The organism is Rhizobium sp. AP16, from assembly GCF_000281735.1.
Taxonomy (GTDB): domain Bacteria; phylum Pseudomonadota; class Alphaproteobacteria; order Rhizobiales; family Rhizobiaceae; genus Rhizobium; species Rhizobium rhizogenes.
Map to the genome: position 1 here is coordinate 1 of NZ_AJVM01000084.1, position 22,669 is coordinate 22,669.

A 22,669-nucleotide genomic window follows, 5' to 3' on the forward strand; every position below is an offset into this window, starting at 1 on the left:
TGCAGGCGGCCGCCGATGTCATGGTTGATGGAGCCGCGCGAACCGGCCGGGCGCGCGCCGCCGACATATTTGCCGCTGAGGATGCCGCCGGCGAGCGGCGAATAGGCGAGAAGGCCGACATCTTCATGATGCGACAGCTCGGCGAGATCGAGATCGAAGTGCCGGTAGAGCAGGTTGTATTCGTTCTGCGTCGAGACCACGCGCGGCAGGCTCTTCTGCTCGGCGAGCGTCAGATACTTCTGGATGCCCCAGGTCGTCTCGTTGGAAAGGCCAAGCGCACGAATCTTGCCGGCTTTCACCAGCTCGCCCATCGTCTCCAGGATGTCGGTGATGTTGGCGACCACCTTCTCGCGGTCCTGGGTGAAGGGGTTGTAACGCCAGTTCTGGCGGAAGTGGAAGTGGCCGCGGTTCGGCCAGTGCACCTGGTAGAGGTCGATATAGTCGGTCTTCAGCCGCTTCAGGCTGCTGTCGATCGCGGCGCGGATATTGGCGGCATCGGCGCCCTGGCCGTTACGCAGATAGTCGCGCCCGGGGCCGGCGACCTTGGTGGCGAGAACGACATCCTTGCGCCTGCCGGTCTTTTCGAACCAGGTGCCGATGTATTCTTCGGTGCGTCCTTGAGTCTCCGCGCCGACCGGCGTCGTCGGGTACATTTCGGCGGTATCGAAGAAATTGACGCCCTTTTGCAGGGCATAATCCATCTGTTCATGCGCCTCGGCTTCGCTGTTCTGCGTGCCCCAGGTCATCGTGCCCAGGCAGATCTGCGAAACGGAAATGTCGGTGCGGCCTAAATTCTTATACTTCATGGGAAAACCTTGCGGATAACGGGAACGTCTCTAAGGGGAAGGTCGAGCGAATTTAGGCTCGAATTGAGCAAGCGCAAGAAGAAAATTGGTGCATTTCGCAAACGCAAAAGCCGTTGGCTGCGGGGCTTGCGCTATTGACTCCACCGCAAACAATGTCATTTGGGAACGAAACGACGCCATAGGAAGCCTAATATAATGACTGTAGCCTTCACATTTCCCGGCCAGGGCAGCCAAACTGTCGGCATGGGCAAGGACCTTGCAGACAATTTCGCCGAAGCGCGCGCCGTCTTCGAGGAAGTTGATGAAGCGCTTGGTGAAAAGCTCTCCGACGTCATCTTCAATGGTCCCGAGGACAAGCTGACGCTGACGGCCAACGCCCAGCCGGCGCTGATGGCCGTGTCGATCGCCGTCATCCGCGTTCTGCAGGCACGCGGCCTCGATCTGAAGAGCAAGGTCGCCTACGTCGCGGGCCATTCGCTCGGCGAATATTCGGCGCTGTGTGCCGCCGGCACGTTCTCGCTTGCCGATACGGCGCGGCTGCTGCGTATTCGCGGCAATGCCATGCAGGCGGCGGTTCCGGTCGGCGTCGGCGCCATGGCGGCAATCATCGGCCTCGAACATGCCGATGTCGTCGCTGTCTGCACGGAGGCGTCGGTCCTTGGCGCCTGCCAGATCGCCAACGACAATGGCGGCGGCCAGATCGTCATTTCCGGCGAGAAGGCCCCGGTCGAGAAGGCTGCTGAACTGGCAACCGCCAAGGGTGCCAAGCGCGCTATCCTGCTGCCGGTCTCCGCACCCTTCCATTCCTCGTTGATGGCGCCCGCCGCCGAGGCGATGCGCGTGGCACTCGCCGACGTCGCGAAATCCAATCCGATCGTGCCGCTCATCGCCAATGTGCGCGCTGCTCCGGTTACGGACGCCGGCGAGATCGCCAATCTGCTCGTGGAGCAGGTCACCGGCCAGGTACGCTGGCGCGAGACGGTGGAATGGTTCGCCGCCCATAACGTGACAACATTGTATGAGATCGGCGCCGGCAAGGTGCTGACGGGACTTGCACGGCGCATCGATAAATCGGTGAACGGCATCGCGGTGAATTCGGCCGCCGATATCGATACCGCGCTCGCAAGCCTGCTTTAAGAACATTACGGAACGAGGAACACCACATGCTTGATTTGACCGGCCGCAAGGCCCTGGTAACCGGTGCTTCGGGTGGTATCGGCGAAGAGATCGCAAGGCTGCTGCACAAGCAGGGCGCCATCGTCGGCCTGCACGGTACCCGCGTCGAGAAGCTTGAGGCGCTGGCTGCCGACCTTGGCGACCGCGTCAAGATCTTTCCGGCCAACCTGTCCAATCGCGAAGAGGTCAAGGCGCTTGGCGTCAAGGCGGAAGAAGAGCTCGGCGGCGTCGACATCCTCGTCAACAATGCCGGCATCACCAAGGACGGTCTTTTCGTACGCATGAGCGACGAGGACTGGGATAGCGTGCTGGAAGTCGATCTCACCTCCGTCTTCTTGCTGACGCGGGAGCTGACCCACCCGATGATGCGCCGCCGCTATGGCCGCATCATCAACATCACCTCCGTCGTCGGCGTCGTCGGCAATCCCGGCCAGGCCAACTACTGTGCGGCCAAGGCCGGCATGGTCGGCTTCACCAAGTCGCTGGCGCAGGAAATCGCGACCCGCAACGTGACGGTCAATTGCGTCGCTCCCGGCTTCATCGAGAGCGCCATGACCGGCAAGCTCAACGACAAGCAGAAGGAAGCGATCATGGGTGCCATTCCCATGAAGCGCATGGGTAACGGCGCCGAAGTCGCATCGGCCGTCGCTTATCTTGCGTCTTCCGAGGCAAGCTACGTCACCGGCCAGACGATTCACGTCAATGGCGGCATGGCGATGATCTGAAATGGAAAAGTCCGTTGGCGGGAATTTTCCCTCCAATAGCATGTTGAGCAACGCAGAACCGGCGATTTTCTGGCTTTGCGACGGACTTAAACCGTGTTAAGCGGGCCATGACTGTGAACAGTCGCCCCGAAAATGCAGAAGGACTGTGCCGCGTATAAGGTGGCCGGGCCGGATCTCAGGGCGGGGTTGAACAGATTTGCCAGCGGCGCCAATAGGGGCGTTGCAGGCTTTGAACAGGGTAGGGATGTCAGACGACATTCTGATCAGGATATAAGGTCGAGGAAACCGACATGAGCGATATCGCAGAACGCGTAAAGAAAATTGTTATTGATCATCTTGGCGTTGACGCCGACAAGGTTGTTGAAGGCGCTAGCTTCATCGACGACCTCGGCGCTGACTCGCTCGACACCGTCGAACTGGTCATGGCCTTCGAAGAAGAATTCGGCGTTGAAATTCCCGATGACGCAGCTGACTCGATCCTGACGGTCGGCGACGCGGTAAAGTTCATTGAAAAGGCCCAGGCCTAATCATTTGCACTTTCTGATGGGCGGGCTCTCTGAGTCCGCCCTATTTCGTCCGGAGATGCCGGGCGCTTTCTATTCATACGCATGGCATAAGAGGACGGGGGTCTGCAGGCGATGAGACGTGTCGTTATCACGGGTACCGGCATGGTATCACCTTTGGGCTGTGGCACGGAGGTGTCCTGGTCGCGCTTGATCGCCGGACACAACGGCGCGCGTCTGGTAACGGAATTCGAGGTCGAAGACCTCCCCGCAAAGATTGCTTGCCGCGTTCCTGTTGGTGATGGCAGCGACGGCACCTTCAATGCCGACGACTGGATGGAGCCCAAGGAACAGCGCAAGGTCGATCCTTTCATCATTTACGGCATGGCAGCGGCCGACATGGCGCTGGCTGACGCCGGCTGGCATCCGACGTCGGATGAAGGCCAGATCGCCACGGGTGTCATGATCGGCTCGGGCATCGGTGGCCTGGAAGGCATTGTCGAGGCCGGCTATACGCTGCGCGACAAGGGGCCGCGGCGCATTTCGCCCTTCTTCATTCCAGGGCGCCTCATCAATCTCGTTTCCGGCCAGGTCTCGATCCGCCACAAGCTGCGCGGTCCGAACCACGCGGTCGTCACGGCCTGTTCCACCGGCGCGCACGCTATCGGCGATGCGGCCCGCCTGATCATGCTCGGCGATGCCGACGTCATGGTTGCCGGCGGCGCCGAAGCTCCGGTTTGCCGTATCTCGCTTGCCGGCTTTGCCGCCTGCAAGGCGCTGTCGACGGAATATAATGACAATCCGCAGAAGGCGTCCCGCCCCTACGATCGCGACCGCGACGGTTTTGTCATGGGCGAGGGTGCCGGTATCGTCGTTCTGGAAGAGCTGGAACATGCCAAGGCGCGCGGCGCCAAGATCTACGCCGAAGTGGTCGGCTACGGCCTTTCCGGCGACGCCTATCACATCACCGCGCCGTCCGCTGACGGCGAGGGTGCGTTCCGCTGCATGACATCGGCCCTGAAGCGCGCTGGCCTGACGCCGGCTGACGTCGACTATATCAACGCGCATGGCACCTCGACCATGGCCGACACGATCGAGCTCGGTTCCGTCGAGCGGCTGGTCGGCGACGCCGCGCCCAGGATCTCGATGTCCTCGACCAAGTCGGCGACCGGCCATCTTCTGGGCGCTGCCGGCGCGATCGAGGCAATCTTCTCCGCGCTTGCCATTCGCGACAATATTGCGCCGCCGACGCTGAACCTGGACAATCCGGAGCGCGAAACCGCGATCGATCTCGTCCCGCACAAGGCTCGCAAGCGGGAGATCAATGTCGCATTGTCGAACTCCTTCGGGTTCGGCGGTACGAATGCGTCACTTGTCCTGCGGCGCTATCAGGCATAAGAAATTGCGCATATAAGTCCGAAAGGCGGAGGTGCTTTTCGGCAAGATTATGCGCCGCCCTTGAATGTTACCGCGTCTTTCGCGCATCCCGGATGCGTTCGCGGTAATGTCTGATCGGTCGAAAGCGGAGCTCCACCGGGCTCCGCTTTGTTTCCAGAACCTGCTTTTTGCCGCATTGCTTGGCCAAACAGCAGGCGACGACAAAATGAAGGGATTGCCGGTGAGCGATACGAATCAGAGCAACGGAACTCCGAACGGGCAGAAGGGGCCGATTATCCCGAAATCGGCCAACGAGGCGCTGCGTCCGGAGCGTGTTCCGGATCCGCCGAAGCGCTCCCGCAAAGCCCGCAGCCAGATGGTGATCTTCCTGAATTTTTTGATGACGCTGGTGGTTTTCGTCATCGTTCTCGCGATCATTGGTGCCTATTATGCCATCTCCGCCTATCAGAGCCCTGGCCCGCTGGCGACCAACAGCAACTTCATCGTGCGCAGTGGCGCTGGCCTTGCCGAAATCTCCAATCGGCTCGAAGCCAACAACCTCATCTCCGACGCCCGCATCTTTCGCTATATGACGGCTACCAATCTGCATGACGGAGAGACCCTGCGGTCCGGCGAATATGAGATCAAGGCCGGCGCTTCCATGAAGGACATCATGGAGCTGCTGAAATCCGGCAAGTCGATCCTTTATTCGGTCACCCTGCCGGAAGGGCTGACGGTGCGCCAGATATTCAACAAGCTGCAGGCCGACCCGGTGCTGGAAGGCGAATTGCCGTCGGCGCTGCCGGCCGAAGGCAGCCTGCGGCCCGACACCTATAAATTCACGCGCGGCACCAAGCGGACGGAGATCGTTCAGCAAATGGCTGGCGCGCAGGAAAAGCTGGTCGACCAGATCTGGCAGAAACGTGATCCGAACCTGACGCTTGCCAACAAGCAGGAATTCGTGACGCTGGCTTCGATCGTCGAGAAGGAAACAGGTCTGGCGGATGAGCGCGCCCATGTCGCCTCCGTCTTCCTGAACCGGATTGGCAAGGGCATGCGTCTGCAATCCGACCCGACGATCATCTACGGTCTCTTCGGCGGTGATGGAAAGCCGAGCGACCGCCCGATCTTCCAGTCGGATCTGAAGAAAGAGACAGCCTACAACACCTATATCATCAAGGGTTTGCCGCCGACGCCGATCGCCAATCCGGGCAGGGATGCGCTGGAAGCCGTTGCTAACCCCTGGAAGACGCAGGACCTTTATTTCGTCGCCGATGGCACCGGCGGGCATGTCTTTGCCGCGACGCTGGAAGAGCACAATGCCAACGTCAAACGCTGGCGCAAGCTCGTGGCGGAGAAGGGCGAGGACCCGAGCGCGATCGCGGTCGACGGTCAGCCTGACGATGGCGCCGCCACCACCACAGGTTCCGGCACACAGCAGAAAAAGAAGACGAACTGATCCTCGACCTGCACCGTGCTTTCTATGGGACGCACGGGCGGACTCACTTTACAATCATCCGCAATGCGCTGATTTTCGGCGGATGACGGACTAGAATCATCGGAGGCTTGCATGGTGCTGCAGTCCATGACCGGTTTTGCCCGGCGTGAAGGAACGAGCGGGCGCTCTCGCTGGGCATGGGAGCTGCGGTCGGTCAACGGCAAGGGCCTCGACGTCCGCCTGCGCCTGCCGCCTGGGCTGGAGCGCCTGGAAACCGATGTGCGCAAGCTGATCACCGACCGGTTTTCGCGTGGCAATCTCCAGGTTGGCCTTTCCGTGTCCGTCGATGAAAGCCGGGTCGAAGCCGTCGTCAATCAGGGTGCGCTGGCGACCGTGCTGGCGCTGCGTGATCAGCTTACAGGCGTCATTGATCCTGCGCCGCTGCGGCTGGACACGCTGCTCGGCATCCGAGGGATCGTGGAGTTCAAGGAAGCCGAGGAGAGCGAAGAAGCGCTCGCAGCGCGCGACGCCGACATCATGGCGGGTCTTGAGGCGGCACTTGGCGATCTCAGCGAGATGCGCAGCCAGGAAGGCCGGGCACTCGGCCAGATCCTGCTCGGTCACGTCGCCACGATCGAGACGCTGACGGCAACGGTGGAGCTCGACCCTTCGCGTTCGCCGCAGGAGATTGCCGCGAAGCTTACCGCACAGGTCTCCATGCTCCTCGACGGTGCCGCCAGCCTCGATCGCGACCGGCTGCATGCCGAGGCTGCGCTGATCGCCACCAGGGCCGATCTGCGCGAGGAGATCGACCGGCTGAAGGCGCATGTCGTGGCCGCTCGCGACCTCATCGCCAAGGGTGGTCCGGTCGGACGCAAGCTTGATTTCCTTGCACAGGAATTTAACCGGGAATCGAATACTATCTGTTCGAAGTCGAATTCCGCGGCGGTCACCGCCGCCGGTATCGAATTGAAAGTGGTCATCGACCAGTTCCGCGAACAAGTCCAGAATTTGGAGTAGGCCATGAAGCCGGTGATATCCACATCCATTCCAATTGCCCGTCGGGGGCTGATGTTGGCTATTTCCTCGCCGTCGGGCGCGGGAAAGTCGACCATCGCCCGCACTCTGCTCGACACCGACAAGCATGTCGGCCTTTCCGTCAGCGTCACGACACGGCAGCGTCGGCCGAGCGAGATCGCCGGCGTGCATTATCATTTCGTCTCGCAGCGGGAGTTCGAGCGGCTTCGTGATTCCGATTCGCTGCTCGAATGGGCCGAGGTGCATGGCAATTTCTACGGCACGCCGCGCGAGCCAGTGGAAACGGCGATGGCCGAGGGCCGCGACATGCTCTTCGATATCGACTGGCAGGGCGCGCAGCAGCTTCAGGAGAAGATGCCCGCCGATGTCGTCTCCATCTTCGTGCTGCCGCCGACCATGACGGAGCTGCAATCGCGCCTGCACCGTCGCGCCGAGGATTCCGAAGAGGTGATTGCCACGCGGCTTGCCAATTCGCGATCGGAGATCGCCCATTGGCGTGAGTATGACTACGTTATCATCAACGACGACCTGAATGCCGCCTTCGATGCGGTTCAGTCAATCGTCAAGGCCGAACGCCTGCGCCGCGACCGCCGTCACGGCATGTTCGATTTCGTACGTGGTCTCCTGGAAGAAACGCCGAAGCTCTGATCCCGATCAGAAGCTCTGATCCAATCAGAGGCAATTCGCCAGCCTGCAGAACTCCTCGACGGAGAGCGTTTCAGCGCGCCGTTGCGGGTCGATATCGGCCTTCTGCAGCAGGGTTTCGCCGCCGAGCGGCTTCAGGCTTTGGCGCAGCATCTTGCGACGCTGGCCGAAGGCTGCTTGCGTCACCTTTTCCAGCTTGTCGACGGAGCAAGGGATCGGGTTCTCCCTGGGCGTCAGATGCACCACCGTCGAGGTTACCTTCGGCGGTGGCGAGAAGGCTTGGGGCGAGATATCGAAGGCCATGTGTGCCTGCGTACGCCAGCCGCAGAGAACACCGAGACGGCCATAGTGATCGTCATCCTCGTCGGCAACGATCCGCTGGCCGACCTCTTTCTGGAACATCAGCGTCAGCGATTGCCAGAAGGGCGGCCAATGGCCCGGCAGCAGCCAGTTCACCAGCAATTGCGTGCCGACATTGTAGGGCAGGTTGGCGATGATCTTCACCGGACCTTCCGACGCCATGCCCGCGAAATCCGTCTTCAGCGCATCGCCTTCGATGACCTCCAGCCGGCCGGGATAGTGATCGGCGATTTCGGCAAGCGCCGGCAGGCAGCGCGCGTCGCGCTCAATAGCAATGACCTTGGCGGCTCCGAGCGCCAGGATGGCGCGTGTCAGCCCGCCTGGTCCCGGTCCGACTTCGAAGACGGTGACGCCTTCGAGCGATCCGGCGGTACGGGCGACCTTCTGGGTCAGGTTGAGATCGAGCAGGAAATTCTGGCCGAGTGCCTTGCGTGCGTCGAGGCCATGGCGCTGGATCACATCGCGAAGCGGGGGCAGACCGTCGAGTGCAGCCATCAGCGAATGCTTCCCGTTGCGCGGCTGATCTCGCTTGCCAGCCTGAGGGCGGCCACGAGGCTGTCCTCCTTGGCGACGCCCTTGCCGGCGATGCCGAAGGCCGTGCCATGGTCCGGCGAGGTGCGGACGAAGGGAAGGCCGAGCGTGACATTGACGGAATCGTCAAACCCGAGCGCCTTGGCCGGGATCAGGGCCTGATCGTGATACATGCAGATAGCGACGTCATAGCGACGGCGTGCGTCGTCATGGAACATCGTGTCGGCGGGAAGGGGGCCGAAGGCATCTATGCCTTCCTTACGCAGCACCTCGATCGCCGGGCGGATGATCTCCTCATCCTCCTTGCCGATCGCGCCGTTCTCGCCGGCATGCGGATTGAGACCGGCGACCGCCAGTCGCGGCTTGGTGATGCCGAAGCGGGTTCTAAGATCGTGATCGGTGATCCGGCAGGTCTCGATGATGAGATCGGCCGTCAACGCCGCTGGCACGTCCTTCAGCGGGATATGAATGGTGACGGGTATGGCCCGCAGTTTCGGCCCGGCCAGCAGCATCACCGGCATCACCGGCTTGCCTGTTGCGCGAGTTGCCAGATCGGCGAGGAATTCGGTATGGCCGGGAAAGCCGAAGCCGGCATCGTAGAGAACCGATTTGGCGATCGGATTGGTGACGACGGCGGAGGTGTCACCGTTCATGGTGAGCGAGACCGCCGTTTCTATGGCGGCGATGGTGCCCTTGGCTGTCGCGACATGCGGTTCGCCCGCGATCACCGTCGCGCCGGCGGCGATCGGCAGCACCGGCAGGGCTGCGGTGAAGACGCCGCAGGCTATCGAGGCGTCCGCTTCCCGCAGGGGCACGTCGAGGTTCAATTGCAGGGCGCGCGCGGCAAGGACGTTCGGATCGCCGAGAAAGAGGAAGGGCGGCAGAGAAAGCTCGCCGCGACGGAGCCAGGCGGCGAGCGTAATGTCAGGTCCGATACCTGCCGGGTCCCCTTGCGTCAGCGCGAGGGGGCGGGAAGAGTGCTGCGGCATCGCGGCGATCAGCGATACAGGATCTGCGCCTTGGAGCGCAGTTCGTCCATATACTTCTTGTCGTTGGCGCTGATGCCCTGTGCACCCGCCTTGCCGATGTCTTCCGCGCGGAAGACGGCTGCTGCGGCAACGTCGTCATTGACCTGGCGCTGTGAGCAAATGGCGACATACTCGACGCCGCGATCGGTTACGACTGGGGTGGTCGTATTGCCTTTTGCCTGTTCGAGCAGCGGCTTCCAGATTTCAGGCAGATCGGGGGCCAGCACGCGGCCGAGATCCTGGACGGAGACATCACGCATGGTCGCGGCAAAGACCTTCGCCTGATCGCAACCTGGGAACTTGGCCCGCGAGGCTTCCGCCTCGGACTTGCGCTGGTTGAGGATGGCATTCCGCTTCGCTTGCGGAACGACGAAGACGATCTGCTTCAGGAAGTATTCCGTGGTGACCGGTTTCGTCTTGTTTTCCGTCATACGGGTCACGAGGTCATCATTCGACAGCTTGTTGCCACCGCTCGAGCCGAAGCGGGCATTGACGACGCGCGGCCAGCTCATGGAGACGGCGATATAGGATTTGAAGTGATCGACGCCGACGCCCATCTTGTCGAGGATCTGACCAAGCTGCTGCGGCGACATCTTGTTGCTCGCGGCGAAGCGGCCGAAGGCGCTGTCGACGTCTGACGTCGATACCGACATGCGTACGCGGGAGATTTCAGCGCGCTTCAGCGTCTCGTCGACAAGCTGTTCCTGGGCCAGCTTGTTGAGGTCGCCCTTCTGGTGCTGCAATTTGAGGAAGTTGATACGTTTGGCGATATCGCCCGAGGTGATCACCGAATTGTTGACAACGACCTTCACCTCGCTTGCTGCGAAGGCAACATCGCTGCTCGGCATGGCGAACGTGGCCATGATCAGCGCCGCGGCTCCGAATAGCACAGCGCGCATCGGTGTCTTTTCAGAGAACATCAATTACCCCTTCCCAAAGGTCCTTATCCGCACTGCGTCACATCGGGACGCCGTTCGCGCAATACGGCAATTTTGCGCCACATGTCTACAACAAGCACGACGAATTGCAAAATCCTTGCGGCGAAACAATGACGCGGAGGGGAGTGGAAGCCGGTTTCAAACAAAAAGGGCCGGCTTGTGGAGCCGGCCCTTTTTTGAAGTTTGATAGATCAGAACGTGGCGTCCTGGGTGTTGCCGAGATTGACGTCGCCGAGCGTGCGGAACGTGATTCGGGCCCCGATCGACCAGTCGCTTGCCGAGGCGCTCGTCGAATCCTTCTTGTTCAGGAAGGAAACGCTGAAGATCGTGCATTCGTCCTCATAGGAGAGGCCAACACCCTGGCGAGTGATCTCGCTATCGTTGATGTCATAGTTCACCGTACCGAACACCGACCAATATTCCTTGAACTTGATCTGAGCGCGCGTCTGGATTTCATCCTGATCCGAGGTGAAGCCATATTGCGGCTGCGCGGCAATGTGGGTGTAGGTCGCCGTGGTCTGGAAGACATCGTTGGCGAAGCCGACCGTAGTATCGCCGCGACGGAACGCGAAATCCTTTTCGTCGAAACGATAGGACTGCGAAAGCGAGAAGCCCTGCGGCGTGGTGAGGCCGAACATGGTCACATAGTCGGAACGGGCGGTTTCAAGCCCCGAATCCGTGCCGACGCCGGCAAGATCAGTCTCTGCGAAGGAGTTGCGGCCGGCAAGCTGGAAGGACTGGCCGAAGATATGCTGCAACTTGTAGCCACTGTCGAAGCTGCCGGTGTAGCGCCAACCGACGTTGGCGCGTGTGCCACCTTCGACGCGGTCGAAACCGGAGAACTTGTCGCGATCGAACAGATTGGTCGCATCGAAGACAAAGCTCTGGGCATCCTCATTCGGCAATTGCCCGGCAAGCTGCTCGTCCGGACGCACATAGAGCTGTGCGATCGGCTCGAACACATGCGTGCTGTTGCTGGTGGTGATGAGGAAGGGGTACTTCGCTTCAAGACCGGCCGTCGCCATGCCACGCGTGGCATAGTCGCTCGTGTCGTAATTGCCGGAATAAGTACCGGCTCCCGGCGCATCCATGTCCAGGCCATAGACGTCGCCGCGAAGCGCCGCCAATGGCGTCAACACCAGACCTTGATCCGTGGTGAAGGTACGTTGCCACTGCACCTCGGTGCTGAGACGCGTATAATCTCCGGAAAGACCGAGATAGCGGTCGTTCAGGCTGGAGTCGCCGAGAGTATTGGTGGCGTCGAGCACCGATGTCGTATCACGCGACAGGCGCGTGAAGTTCATGGTCGCCGACAATTCGCCGCCATAGACCGACTTCGGATCGACATAGTGATAGTCGATGCTCGGGTAGACGACCGCCTGTTGCTTCGTAGCGGTGTCGTTATTGTCGGAGTCCTGGACCTGGTAGTAGAAGGCGCGCATATCGAAATAATTGCGCTTGCCGAGACCGGTCAGGTAGGCCTGGTTGGTATGGGTGCTCTGGTTGAGACCATCCAGCCCATAGGTGCGCGAGAAGTTGTTGTCGCTCTGCGCCATGACATCCCAGCCGAAGGTCCAGCGAGGATTGATCCTGAAATCCGCCTTGGACGAGATCATGCCGCGAGTCTTGTGCTCGGCATCGGTGGTTCCGGACGTGAAAGCACTGGGATCCATCTGGTTGATGCCGGCGACGCGCAGAGTATGCGTGCCGTTTTCAAGGCGTTGCCGGAATTCACCCTCCAGCAGCAGACCCTGGTTCGTGTAGCCGGTGGCGCTGATCGTGGCGTCCATGCTCGGCGAGATGACGTAATAGTACGGAACCTTGAGACCGAAGCCGAGGTGCTGGGAAACACTCATCGACGGGAACAGGAAGCCGGACTTGCGCTTTACCGTGTTGTCGGGAACTTCGATCCACGGAATGTAGGCGATCGGATGGCCGAACAGTTCAAAGCGGGCATGCTCGAGGCGGACGGTATGCGTCACGCCGTTCTGCACCACGCGCTGCGCCTTGACCTGCCACAGCGGTGCACGGCCTTGTTCGGAGCAGGACTGACAGGCCGTATAGACGCCCTTCGTCAGAATCATCTGCGTACCGCCGACACGTTCGCCCTTTTCGGCGGCCATGCGGGTATTGTCCGGCATTTCGATGCGCAGGGCATTGACGAAGCCGTCGGAGAAGCTGTCGGTGACATCCATTTTGTCACCGTACATGCGATTGCCGTCGGGGCTGATCAGCTCGACATTGCCGATTGCCGTCATCCGACCGGACTTCTGATTATACTCAACCTTCTGGGCGACCATTTTGTAGCCGCCATAGTTGATCTGCACGGCACCGGTGGCGGTGACGATCTGGTTGTCCTTGTTGTAGACCAATTCGTTGGACGAAAGGATCAGCTTGGAGCCGTCGGGTACGTTGACCTTTACGGGAGCGGTCGCAGCACCGGCGCCGCCATTGTTGTTGGTAGCCTGGGCGTAAGCTACGACCGGGCTCATGATATACGCGCATGTAGCCGTGCCCGTAATAAGGGCAGCCACAAACTTCCTGATACTCTTGCGGTTGCCCGCCACTAGCCGTCCTCCTGATGAAGCAGGATCGTTGCTCCGAATGCCAAAGCGACGATCACGGGTATCCATGTCGCCACGAAGGGAGGAACCACTCCGCTGCTCCCAAATGCTTTTACAAGCACGGTGACAACATAAAGCACGAAGCCTGAGAGGATTCCACCCAGAATCACGGAGCGCGATTGGTTGAATCTACTGAATTTTAGGGACACGGTTGCTGCGATCAGCGTCATTGCCACCAAAAGGAATGGCTGTGACAGCAGCGAGTGAAATTGCGTTTCAAGCGCCTTGGTTGAGATGCCAAAGGACTTTGCAATCGCTATTCGATTAGAAAGATCATAAAAAGCAATGGTTTCCGGCTGCGCCAAACGCTCCGAGACGAAATCCTGTTTCAGATTCGTACGAACCTGTGTCGTGCTCTTGTGCGCGGGAATTTCGCCCGGTGCACGCTCGACGACACTGTTAAGAAGCCAGTAACCATTTTCCAACTTAGCCGACTGGGCATCCTGCCGCAGAATGATATTTCCCTGTGAATCGAAGTGGATAAAGACGACGTTCATCAAGGTCGTGCCGTTGTCGAGAACAGCCTTGGCACCGATGATGATGTCGCTTTTGCCATCCGACTGACGCAGCCACGGAATGGAAAGTGTATTGCGATAGGACGGATCGCCGCGCAAATCGGCTTCCATCGTTTCCGCCTGCCGCTGACCCCATGCGGCAACCGGATTGAGAGCGAGCATGGTCAGCAAGCCGACACAGAAGGCGCCAACCACGAAAGGCGTCATGAATTGCCAGACGGAGATGCCGGCGGCACGCGCGATCACCAGCTCGCGGCGGCGATTGAGCGCGATCAACACGGTCATGCCGACGAACAGGGCGATGAACGGCACCGTCTGCTGCATGATGAACGGCAATCTGACGGCCGTCATCAGCAGACCGATTTTGACCGTGTATCCCGGAAGGCCAGCGAGCCGGCCAGCGGTCTCGCTGAAGTCGATCAGATACACCAGCGAGGTGACACCGAGGAAAAACCAGAGCGTCGTGATGATGTAGCGCGTGAAGAAGTAGCGGCCGAGCGTGCTGAAGATCATGCGCCGCTCCCATTCGAGCTGCCGGGCGTCGGGATGCGTTCCTGGAGCTTCTGCCGCCAGCTACCGAAACGGTTGCGGATCGACACCGGCATGGACATTCTACGGTTCCTGAACAGGAGAAAGATCGCAATCAGCGTTGCGGCGATGTTGATCCCATAGAGGATGCCGACGAAATAGGGCGCCGTCTCGATCTGGTTGGCCGCGTAAAAATCCGCCCATCGCAGTGCAAAAGCAATCGTGAGCGCCGATACCATCGGATGCAGCCGCGCCTCGCGATGGGATCGCGCGTCGCCGGCGATCACCAGGGATATCAGGGCAAAAATGGCTGGCAGCGCCCAGTCGGTCAGGCGCCGATGCAATTCGGAACGGTATCCGCTCGGTTTGGCCTTATAATCCGCATCGTTAGGATCCGGGTTGAGCAGGAAGCCAAGGCTGCGGTCGCCGGCGCGCAGGGTTGCCTGGCCGCGGCTTTGTGTCATGTCGGAGAGGTCGAAGGAGTAGGAATCGAATTTGATGACGGAGACGTCGCCATCAGACGTCTTGCGGTGGACTTCGCCGTCCCTCATCAGCAGCGACGAGCCGCTCGCATCAACGGCGCCTTCCTTGGCATAATAGATGAGATCGAAAGCCGGATCGCGCGAATCCACCACGAACAGGCCCTTCAGGATTCGCCCCGACATGCGCTGGGTGATCTGCACGTAAAGCCCGTCTTCGATGCGTCGGAAATTCTTTTCCTCGATCACGGTCGACAGCAGGTCGGCATAGGCTTCCGCAACCATCTGCCGGGCCGCGACGCGGGCCTTCGGCTCGACCATGTTGTCAACGAAAAAGGAGAAGACGCTGATTGCTATGGCGAGAATCATGATCGGACGGATGATGATGCTGCGTCTGGCGCCCGCCGCTTCCATGACGGTCAGCTCCGAATCGCTGTTCATCGCGGTGAGCGTCTGGGTGATGCCGATGACCAATGCAAACGGCAGGACGACGGGAATGATGGTCGGCAGGATAAGGGTCGCAAGCTTCGCGAACGAACCGATCGACTGGCCGCTATCGGTCACAAGGTTGATGCGCTGCAATACCTGAGTCGTCCAGATAATAGCGAGCACCGGCAGCAGGGCTACCAGGAACATCATGCCGACACGCCGTACGATATATGTTTCGAATAACTTCATGCCGGCCCTTAAACGCAACGCTCTATCGGGCGAGCCGGCAGAGATTCATCCTCCTCTACGCTGTTTGCGTTTTTTTGGCGACAACCCAGTCGCAAAAAATTCGTTAATTTTCTGAGATTCTTCTGCTGTGTGTTGTTTGGGAGAGGGCCATGAGCGCCGTGAATATGACAAGGGACGAGAGCCAGCCAAGCACGGCATCCGACAGATAGTGGCTTCCGAAAGCCACTCTGAGGGCTGGAATGAGAATCGAAACGACCGCGATCGGCGGCGCGAGTGCGGTGCGGGCCGGCTGTGGAATAATGAAAATCAGGCAGAACAACCAACCGGCAGCGGCGGCCTCGCCGGAGATGAAGGAACAGTTGCTAACGCATTTTCCGGCGAAGGAGCCTGCATGAACGAAATCGAGTGTGCCGCCGAAGAAGTCGGTCTGCCGCGGCCGCGGGCGGCCTGAGAACGCCTTGAGCCAGAGATTGACGATCAGCACGGGGCCGAGAAGCAGCGAACCGAGCGCAACCTTCAGATTGCAGGCTCGCAACGTCTTGAACGTTGCGCCGTGATGCTGCCAGCACTGGATCAGCATCCAACAGAGGACGGCGGCGGCGACGTAGGGAAGCTGGAAGAAGATCTCCCTGAGCAGACGCATATGCGGATCGTCACCATAGGGGAAAATGCCGCAGACCTGGCTGGCTTTGACGGGGACGATGCACTGTTCCGGCAGGAAGAACATATTGGCGACGGCGAGATCGATCTGTGGAAAAATCGAAAATAGCCCGAGCAGTATCCACCACAGACAAAACAGAGCGACGAACGCGTCGCCGGCCGTGCGTGGTCGCAGGATCTCGGGAAAACGGTCCTGGCGATCGAAGGCGCTGAAATCGATGATCAAGGTGGCGTTCCTGTCAGTGACAACGCTGGGCAGGCGGCGGCACGCAACGCATGCGCCAATAGGCTAGCGACAATAGATGACAGGGATTTGAAGGTGGCAGTGGACGCTTCTTTGCCGAATGTCTCGCCAAAAGCTTGTATTTGAGGGGGAAAGCTTGAATGATCAAAGTCTATAATTCTATTTTGCGATACGCATATATATCGGAGCAGAAATGTCTGTGAAATTCGAGATTTCCTTTGCCAAAACGGTTCGACTGAATGGCGGTCTGGCCATCCTGCTGAAAGACGCAGACAGCGAATCGCCGGCGGGGGCCGCAGGCGCCGATCCGGCCAATGTTTTCGCCAAGGCCGCGCGCATCGCCCGTTTCACCGCCAAGGGTTTGTCGAGCCTCGATATCGTTGCGCCCGAGGGGTCGCCGGTTGACCGGATTATCGTGATCGGCACCGGCAGGGCAAAGGAACTGAACGCGCATGATTGGCTGAAGCTCGGCGGGGCTGCGGCCGCGCGGATCCGCAATGTCGAAAAGGCCGCGATCTTCATCGACCTGCCCGGCGTCCAAGCCGGTGGCAAGGCGGCTGCCGATTTTGCTCTCGGCATGCTGCTGCGCGCCTATAGTTTCGACACGTACAAGACGAAGAAGGGCGATGACGACGACAAGAACGGTGCTCAGAAACCCGTGAAGGTGACCATCGTTACCCCGGATGTTGCAGCCGCAAAGAAGCTTTTCGCCGCATCGGAAGCGATTGCCGACGGCGTTATCCTGGCGCGCGATCTGGTCAACGAGCCGCCGAATGTGCTTGGCCCGGTCGAGTTCGCCGCCAAGGCCAAGGCGCTGGAGAAACTCGGCGTCGAGGTGGAAATCTTGACCGAGCGCGAGATGCGCCGGCTCGGCATGGGTGCGCTGCTTGGCGTGGCGCAGGGTTCCGTGCGTCCGCCGCGTCTGGTGATCATGCAATGGAAGGGCGGCAAGGCGAAGGAAAAGCCGGTCGCCTTCATCGGCAAGGGTGTCGTCTTTGACACCGGCGGTATTTCCATCAAGCCCGCCGCCGGCATGGAAGACATGAAGGGCGACATGGGTGGGGCGGCGGCCGTGACCGGCCTGATGCACACGCTCGCGGCCCGCGGTGCGAAGGTCAACGCTATCGGCGTCATCGGCCTGGTCGAAAACATGCCCGATGGTAATGCCCAGCGTCCGGGCGATATCGTCACCTCCATGTCCGGCCAGACGATCGAGATCATCAACACCGATGCAGAAGGCAGGCTCGTGCTCTGCGACGCGCTTTGGTACACCAATGACCGCTTCAAGCCGCAATTCATGATCAATCTGGCGACCTTGACTGGCGCTATCCTGGTGGCGCTCGGCAACCTGCAGGCTGGCCTGTTCAGCAATGACGACCAGCTCGCAAACCAGCTCACCGCCGCCGGCCTTGTCACCAACGAACGCCTGTGGCGCATGCCGCTCGGCAAGGACTACGACAAGATGATCGACAGCAAGTTCGCCGACATGAAGAACACCGGCGGCCGCTATGCCGGCTCGATCACCGCCGCGCAGTTCCTCAAGCGATTCGTGCAGGAAACGCCCTGGGCGCATCTCGATATCGCCGGCACGGCGATGGGCTCGACCCTGGACGAGATCAACCAGTCCTGGGGTTCGGGCTTCGGCGTGCGCCTGCTCGACGAACTGGTCCGTGAGAACTACGAATCGTGACCTTCGGACATGTTTGAGATAGGAGAGGCGGCATGACCGACGTTCTCTTCTATCACCTGACCGAATCGAAGCTCGAAGATGCCCTGCCGCCGCTGATCGACAAGAGTGTCGAGCGCGGCTGGCAGGTCGCCATCCAGACACGCGAGCAGGCCCGGCGCGATGCGCTCGACACGCATCTCTGGACCTATCGCGAGGACAGCTTCCTGCCGCATGGCACCGACGAAAGCGAGATGGCGGACAGGCAGCCGGTTCTCCTGACCGTCTCACCGGATAATCTGAACAATGCCAGCGTCCGCTTCTTCATCGACGGCGCCGAAGCCTCCGATATCGACACCTATCAGCGCGTCGTCTTCATCTTCGACGGTTACGATCAGGAACAATTGGAAGGCGCCCGCGCGCAATGGAAGAAGTTGAAGGGCGAGGGGCATAACCTCACCTATTGGCAGCAGACCCAGGAAGGGCGTTGGGAAAAGAAAGCGTAGTGCTTTCTCCTTCCCTCTTGGGGAGTGGGTAATGGCTCACTTGCCTGACGCAGCCAGAACCTTTTCGATGAAGTCTTTCTTTGATGCCGTATAGGCGGCGCGGTTGTCGGCATATTTCCCGGCCAGGTCGATCTTCAGCATTTCATAGGCCAGTGCCAGATCTGGATGTGCACGGAGCCTGTCGCGAAATAGAAGCCACCGATTCCAGTTGGTGCTGTTATATTCAACGATATGAACGAGATGCGTGCGCGTCTCGCCTTCGATATCACGACCGAAAATATGATCGTCGGGAACGAGCTCGGTGCCGACATAGCAGTAGCCGATCTCCTCCATCGGCCGGATGCATGCCAAGCCATCATCGAAGCGCCTGACTGCGACGGCGATGTCGATGATCGGCTTTGCCTTGATCGAAGGGATCGACGTGCTGCCTATATGCTGGATGTCGAGGGCGATATCGCCGAGCGCCTTGCGAATGGCTGCCGCTTCGAGCGCGTAGGCTTCCTGCCATCGGGCATTCGGTACAGCAAGCGTCACGCACTTGTTGCCGACGCCCAGCCCGAAATTTCGCCCGCTCTCCGAGGACATTACGATCTCCGTAGCAAGTGAAGATGCGCCACTCTAGCATGGCGCGTGACGCATCTCACCGGTCAATCGAGTTTAGTCGTGGAAAGCCTCGACGAATTTGCGCTTGCCGAGCATGAATGCATCGGCGACATGGCGAAGCGGCGCGAGGTCGACATCGGACGTGCCGGCTTTGACGATCTCGGCGAAGCGGCGATAGAGCGATGGATATTCGGCCTCCGGCGCGGTGAAGGTCAGTTCGCCGTTAACGGAGAGCTTCGAGCCGCCTTCGGCGAGCACCATCTGGCCCGCCTCGGTTTCGGCGACGATATCCCAGCTCTGCTTGCCGGTCTGGCGCCAGTCGAATTCGGCACGAACCGGAAGCCCCTGGCCGCTCTTGAAGTGCAGGTCGGCGGCGATCGGCGAATCGCGGTTTTCTGGGAATTCCAGCACGGCGCCGGTCAGGAAGAGCGGCGGCAGGATATGGGTGACGATCGACAGCGCGTTGATGCCCGGATCGAAGACGCCGAGGCCGCCGGCCTGCCAGATCCATTCCTGGTTCGGATGCCAATGGCGCACATCTTCCTTCCAGATCACATGCACGCTCTTGATCGTCGTCCCGTCGAGGAAGGCCTTGGCGGCTTCGACGGCTGGCGCGTAGCGCGAATGCCAGCTGGCAAACAGCGAAACACCCTTTGCCTTGGCGAGGGCCTCAAGATCGGCGACTTCGCTCAGCGTCGCGCCCGGCGGCTTTTCCAGAAAGACATGCTTGCCGGCCTGAAGCGCCTTGTAGGCGGCTTCATAGCGATATTGCGGCGGCATGCAGAGCGAGACTGCATCGATCTCGGGAACCGCGTCCAGCATGGCCTCGATGGTGGTGAAAGCCGGAATGCCTTCAACCGTGCCATGGCGGCTTGCCGTGGCGACCAGTTTGAAATCCGCATTGTTCGCGATGGACGGAAGATGCTGGTCGCGGACGATCTTGCCGACGCCGACGATAGCGAGGTTGATGGGGGACATGGGGTGTCTCTCGATTAGTATGATTATTGGTATGGTCTTTTATCAGAACATCAGAGGTGGGCAAGGGTGGCAAAGCGCAAATGCGGCGCTGCTCCCGCAAGGCCACGCTCACCCTGCCATCATCACACTTGGAAAACCAGCTTAGGCTCTTGATTGACAGCGTGAAATCGGCACTCTGCCTGTGCGCGGCGAAAGGATCCTGGGAAGAAACTGCCGCGGGGGGAAAAATCATGAAAGCATTGCTCGGCTTCAGCCGGCTCATAGATCATGTCACGGAGATCATCGGCAAATCGGTCTCCTGGCTCATCCTGGTTGCCGTTTTGGTCAGTTCCGGAAACGCCATCGTCCGCAAAGTGTTCAACGTCTCGTCGAATGCCTGGCTGGAGGCGCAATGGTATCTGTTCGGCGCCGCCTTCATGCTCGCCGCCGCCTATACGCTCAGGCAGAACGAACATATCCGCATCGATATCCTCTACGGTTCCCTGTCGCGGCGTGTGCAGCACTGGATCGACCTTCTCGGCCATTGCCTGTTTCTCATGCCCTTCGTGCTGTTGATGATCTATGATCTCATCCCCTATGTCCGGATGTCCTTCATGTCCGGCGAGGTTTCCTCCAGCGCCGGCGGCCTGATCATCTGGCCGGGCAAGGCTTTGCTGTTGGCGGGCTTCTTTCTGCTGGCGCTGCAGGGTGTCTCCGAGATCATCAAGAAGATCGCCATCATGCGCGGCGATATGGATGATCCGACACCCTATGTGCCGACCCATGCGCCTCTCGATATCGAGACGCATGCAGGGGAGGTGCGTTGATGTTGGAATTCATTGCCGTGAACATGGCCCCGATCATGTTCGCTTCGCTGATCATCTTCCTGCTGATCGGCTATCCCGTCGCCTTCGCGCTCGCCGCCAACGGCCTGTTGTTCTTCTGGATCGGTGTTGAGCTGGCGCCCTATTCCGGCGGATCGATCAACCTGTCCTGGCCGTTGCTCAACGCGCTGCCGGATCGGTTCTGGGGTGTGATGTCGAACGACACGCTGCTGGCGATCCCCTTCTTTACCTTCATGGGTATCGTGCTGGAGCGCTCCGGCATGGCCGAGGACCTGCTTGATACGGTCGGCCAGCTCTTCGGCCCGATCCGTGGCGGCCTTGCCTATGCCGTGATCTTCGTCGGCGCGCTGCTGGCCGCCACCACCGGCGTTGTCGCCGCATCGGTCATCGCCATGGGCCTGATCTCGCTGCCGATCATGCTGCGCTACGGCTACGACCGGCGGGTTGCCTCCGGCGTCATCGCTGCATCAGGTACGCTGGCGCAGATCATTCCACCGTCGCTGGTGCTGATCGTGCTGGCGGACCAGCTCGGCCGCTCGGTTGGTGACATGTATGCCGGTGCTCTGATCCCCGGCCTGGTGCTGACCGGCCTCTACATGCTCTATGTGTTGATCATGTCGATCGTCCGGCCGGACTCCATGCCGGCGCTGCCGAAGGAGGCGCGGTCGCTTGGTTCGGGCGTGACCTCGCTCTTCGTCGCGTTGCTGGTCTGCGCCGGTGTCGCCTATGCCGCCCATGTCTATCTGACGCCGATCTACGGGGAAAACGCCGATATTCTCGGCGCAACCGTCGGCGTGACGTTCATCTATGCCATTGCCGTCGTCGACAAGACGATGAAGTTCAACCTGATGTCGCGGTTGGCGCAGCAGGTGATCATCGTGCTGATCCCGCCGCTGGCGCTGATCTTCCTCGTGCTCGGCACCATCTTCCTCGGCATCGCGACGCCGACGGAAGGCGGCGCGATGGGGGCGGTGGGTGCTCTGATCATGGCGTTGGCCAAGGGTCGCTTGAGCATGGACGTGGTCCGCTCGGCGCTCGCGTCGACGACGCGGCTTTCGTCCTTCGTGCTGTTCATCTTGATCGGCTCGCGCGTGTTCTCGCTGACGTTCTACGGCGTCAACGGCCATGTCTGGGTGGAGCATCTGCTGGTATCGCTGCCGGGCGGCGAAGTCGGCTTCCTGATTGCCGTCAACCTGCTGGTCTTCGTGCTGGCCTTCTTCCTCGATTTCTTCGAGCTGGCCTTCATCATCGTGCCGCTGCTGGCGCCCGCCGCCGAAAAGCTCGGTATCGACCTGATCTGGTTCGGCGTCTTGCTCGGTGTCAACATGCAGACGAGCTTCATGCATCCGCCCTTCGGCTTCGCGCTATTCTATCTGCGCTCGGTCGCGGCAAAGGTGCCCTATCTCGACAAGGTGACGGGCAAAAACACCGCGCCGGTGACGACAGGGCAGATCTATTGGGGTGCCGTGCCCTTCGTCGGTATCCAGATCCTGATGGTGGCGCTGACCATCATGTTCCCGCAAATGGTCATGCACTACAAAGGCGCGGGCACGGGCATCGATCCGAATACGATCAAGATCGACGTGCCGGGCTTCGGCACTCCTGGCCAGGACAATGGCGGCGGTCTCGGTCTGCCAGGCCTGCAGCTGCCGGGCGGCAATCCGCTGCAGGACAAGCCGGCCGATCAGAATGGCGGGCAGGCCAATCCGCCGGCCAACGATCTCAGCCAGCCGCCATCGTTTAAATGAGGGCAGGGCTGCCGCGCTTCATGCATTCAAAAAGAAAAACCCCGGAGCAAC

General features: G+C 60.3%; 21 protein-coding genes. 11 read left to right on the forward strand and 10 right to left on the reverse strand.

Going from position 1 to position 22,669, the window contains the following annotated elements:
- Positions 1 to 806: aldo/keto reductase (locus tag PMI03_RS28630; RefSeq protein ID WP_007702480.1), on the reverse strand; the 806-nt coding region annotated here is incomplete at its 3' end.
- Positions 807 to 1,001: 195 nt separating this feature from the next.
- On the opposite strand from PMI03_RS28630, the gene fabD reads away from it, so the two are divergent.
- The 7 genes from fabD to gmk all read left to right on the forward strand — a co-directional run bounded on the left by fabD (position 1,002) and on the right by gmk (position 7,711).
- The gene (gene fabD, locus PMI03_RS28635) at positions 1,002 to 1,943 is read left to right on the forward strand and encodes an ACP S-malonyltransferase (RefSeq protein ID WP_007702482.1); all 942 of its coding nucleotides are present in this window, start codon (positions 1,002 to 1,004) and stop codon (positions 1,941 to 1,943) included.
- Positions 1,944 to 1,969: 26 nt separating this feature from the next.
- Complete coding sequence (gene fabG, locus PMI03_RS28640) at positions 1,970 to 2,707, forward strand: 3-oxoacyl-[acyl-carrier-protein] reductase (protein WP_007702484.1); 738 nt, start codon at positions 1,970 to 1,972, stop codon at positions 2,705 to 2,707.
- A 290-nt stretch (positions 2,708 to 2,997) separates the two neighbouring features.
- Complete coding sequence (locus tag PMI03_RS28645) at positions 2,998 to 3,234, forward strand: acyl carrier protein (protein ID WP_003502080.1); 237 nt, start codon at positions 2,998 to 3,000, stop codon at positions 3,232 to 3,234.
- 111 nt (positions 3,235 to 3,345) lie between these two features.
- The gene (gene fabF, locus PMI03_RS28650) at positions 3,346 to 4,608 is read left to right on the forward strand and encodes a beta-ketoacyl-ACP synthase II (RefSeq protein WP_007702501.1); all 1,263 of its coding nucleotides are present in this window, start codon (positions 3,346 to 3,348) and stop codon (positions 4,606 to 4,608) included.
- 220 nt (positions 4,609 to 4,828) lie between these two features.
- Positions 4,829 to 6,046: an endolytic transglycosylase MltG gene (mltG, locus tag PMI03_RS28655; RefSeq protein ID WP_012651191.1), complete on the forward strand. Its 1,218-nt coding sequence runs from the start codon at positions 4,829 to 4,831 to the stop codon at positions 6,044 to 6,046.
- A gap of 111 nt (positions 6,047 to 6,157) precedes the next feature.
- Positions 6,158 to 7,045, forward strand: coding sequence for a YicC/YloC family endoribonuclease (locus PMI03_RS28660; protein ID WP_007702508.1), 888 nt, complete (start codon positions 6,158 to 6,160; stop codon positions 7,043 to 7,045).
- A 3-nt stretch (positions 7,046 to 7,048) separates the two neighbouring features.
- Positions 7,049 to 7,711 (forward strand): guanylate kinase, encoded by a 663-nt coding sequence (gene gmk, locus PMI03_RS28665; RefSeq protein WP_007702513.1) that lies wholly within the window; start codon positions 7,049 to 7,051, stop codon positions 7,709 to 7,711.
- Between the two features lie 24 nt (positions 7,712 to 7,735).
- On the opposite strand, the gene rsmA is transcribed toward gmk, so the two are convergent.
- The 7 genes from rsmA to PMI03_RS28700 all read right to left on the reverse strand — a co-directional run bounded on the left by rsmA (position 7,736) and on the right by PMI03_RS28700 (position 16,275).
- The gene (rsmA, locus tag PMI03_RS28670; RefSeq protein ID WP_007702516.1) at positions 7,736 to 8,563 is read right to left on the reverse strand and encodes a 16S rRNA (adenine(1518)-N(6)/adenine(1519)-N(6))-dimethyltransferase RsmA; all 828 of its coding nucleotides are present in this window, start codon (positions 8,561 to 8,563) and stop codon (positions 7,736 to 7,738) included.
- Positions 8,563 to 9,588 carry a 4-hydroxythreonine-4-phosphate dehydrogenase PdxA gene (pdxA, locus tag PMI03_RS28675; protein ID WP_007702517.1) on the reverse strand — a complete coding sequence of 342 codons (1,026 nt, stop codon included), beginning with the start codon at positions 9,586 to 9,588 and terminating at the stop codon, positions 8,563 to 8,565. The genes rsmA and pdxA overlap by 1 nt, the downstream gene beginning before the upstream one ends.
- Before the next feature lie 8 nt (positions 9,589 to 9,596).
- Positions 9,597 to 10,547, reverse strand: a complete 951-nt coding sequence (locus tag PMI03_RS28680) for a peptidylprolyl isomerase (RefSeq protein ID WP_007702518.1) — start codon at positions 10,545 to 10,547, stop codon at positions 9,597 to 9,599.
- A 209-nt stretch (positions 10,548 to 10,756) separates the two neighbouring features.
- A complete protein-coding gene (locus tag PMI03_RS28685) occupies positions 10,757 to 13,057 on the reverse strand; it encodes an LPS-assembly protein LptD (protein ID WP_178128595.1) in 2,301 nt (766 codons plus the stop codon).
- 74 nt (positions 13,058 to 13,131) lie between these two features.
- On the reverse strand, positions 13,132 to 14,217 hold the full coding sequence (lptG, locus tag PMI03_RS28690; protein ID WP_007702524.1) for an LPS export ABC transporter permease LptG: 1,086 nt from the start codon (positions 14,215 to 14,217) through the stop codon (positions 13,132 to 13,134).
- The gene (locus PMI03_RS28695; protein WP_007702527.1) at positions 14,214 to 15,389 is read right to left on the reverse strand and encodes an LptF/LptG family permease; all 1,176 of its coding nucleotides are present in this window, start codon (positions 15,387 to 15,389) and stop codon (positions 14,214 to 14,216) included. The genes lptG and PMI03_RS28695 overlap by 4 nt, the downstream gene beginning before the upstream one ends.
- A 103-nt stretch (positions 15,390 to 15,492) precedes the next feature.
- Positions 15,493 to 16,275: a phosphatase PAP2 family protein gene (locus tag PMI03_RS28700; protein WP_007702530.1), complete on the reverse strand. Its 783-nt coding sequence runs from the start codon at positions 16,273 to 16,275 to the stop codon at positions 15,493 to 15,495.
- A gap of 211 nt (positions 16,276 to 16,486) precedes the next feature.
- Here PMI03_RS28700 and PMI03_RS28705 point away from each other — a divergent pair, with 211 nt between their 5' ends.
- Both PMI03_RS28705 and PMI03_RS28710 read left to right on the forward strand, forming a co-directional pair.
- Positions 16,487 to 17,983: a leucyl aminopeptidase gene (locus PMI03_RS28705; protein WP_007702533.1), complete on the forward strand. Its 1,497-nt coding sequence runs from the start codon at positions 16,487 to 16,489 to the stop codon at positions 17,981 to 17,983.
- Between the two features lie 32 nt (positions 17,984 to 18,015).
- Positions 18,016 to 18,465 carry a DNA polymerase III subunit chi gene (locus tag PMI03_RS28710; RefSeq protein ID WP_007702536.1) on the forward strand — a complete coding sequence of 150 codons (450 nt, stop codon included), beginning with the start codon at positions 18,016 to 18,018 and terminating at the stop codon, positions 18,463 to 18,465.
- 36 nt (positions 18,466 to 18,501) lie between these two features.
- On the opposite strand, the gene PMI03_RS28715 is transcribed toward PMI03_RS28710, so the two are convergent.
- Entirely contained in the window at positions 18,502 to 19,050 is a 549-nt protein-coding gene (locus PMI03_RS28715; RefSeq protein WP_007702539.1) for a GrpB family protein, read from the reverse strand.
- A 72-nt stretch (positions 19,051 to 19,122) separates the two neighbouring features.
- On the reverse strand, positions 19,123 to 20,046 hold the full coding sequence (locus tag PMI03_RS28720; RefSeq protein ID WP_007702542.1) for a Gfo/Idh/MocA family protein: 924 nt from the start codon (positions 20,044 to 20,046) through the stop codon (positions 19,123 to 19,125).
- 230 nt (positions 20,047 to 20,276) lie between these two features.
- Between PMI03_RS28720 and PMI03_RS28725 the strand changes: the two genes are divergently transcribed.
- Complete coding sequence (locus PMI03_RS28725; protein ID WP_007702545.1) at positions 20,277 to 20,852, forward strand: TRAP transporter small permease subunit; 576 nt, start codon at positions 20,277 to 20,279, stop codon at positions 20,850 to 20,852.
- Complete coding sequence (locus PMI03_RS28730; RefSeq protein WP_007702548.1) at positions 20,852 to 22,618, forward strand: TRAP transporter large permease subunit; 1,767 nt, start codon at positions 20,852 to 20,854, stop codon at positions 22,616 to 22,618. Before PMI03_RS28725 ends, PMI03_RS28730 begins: the two co-directional genes overlap by 1 nt.
- Positions 22,619 to 22,669 lie beyond the last annotated feature (51 nt).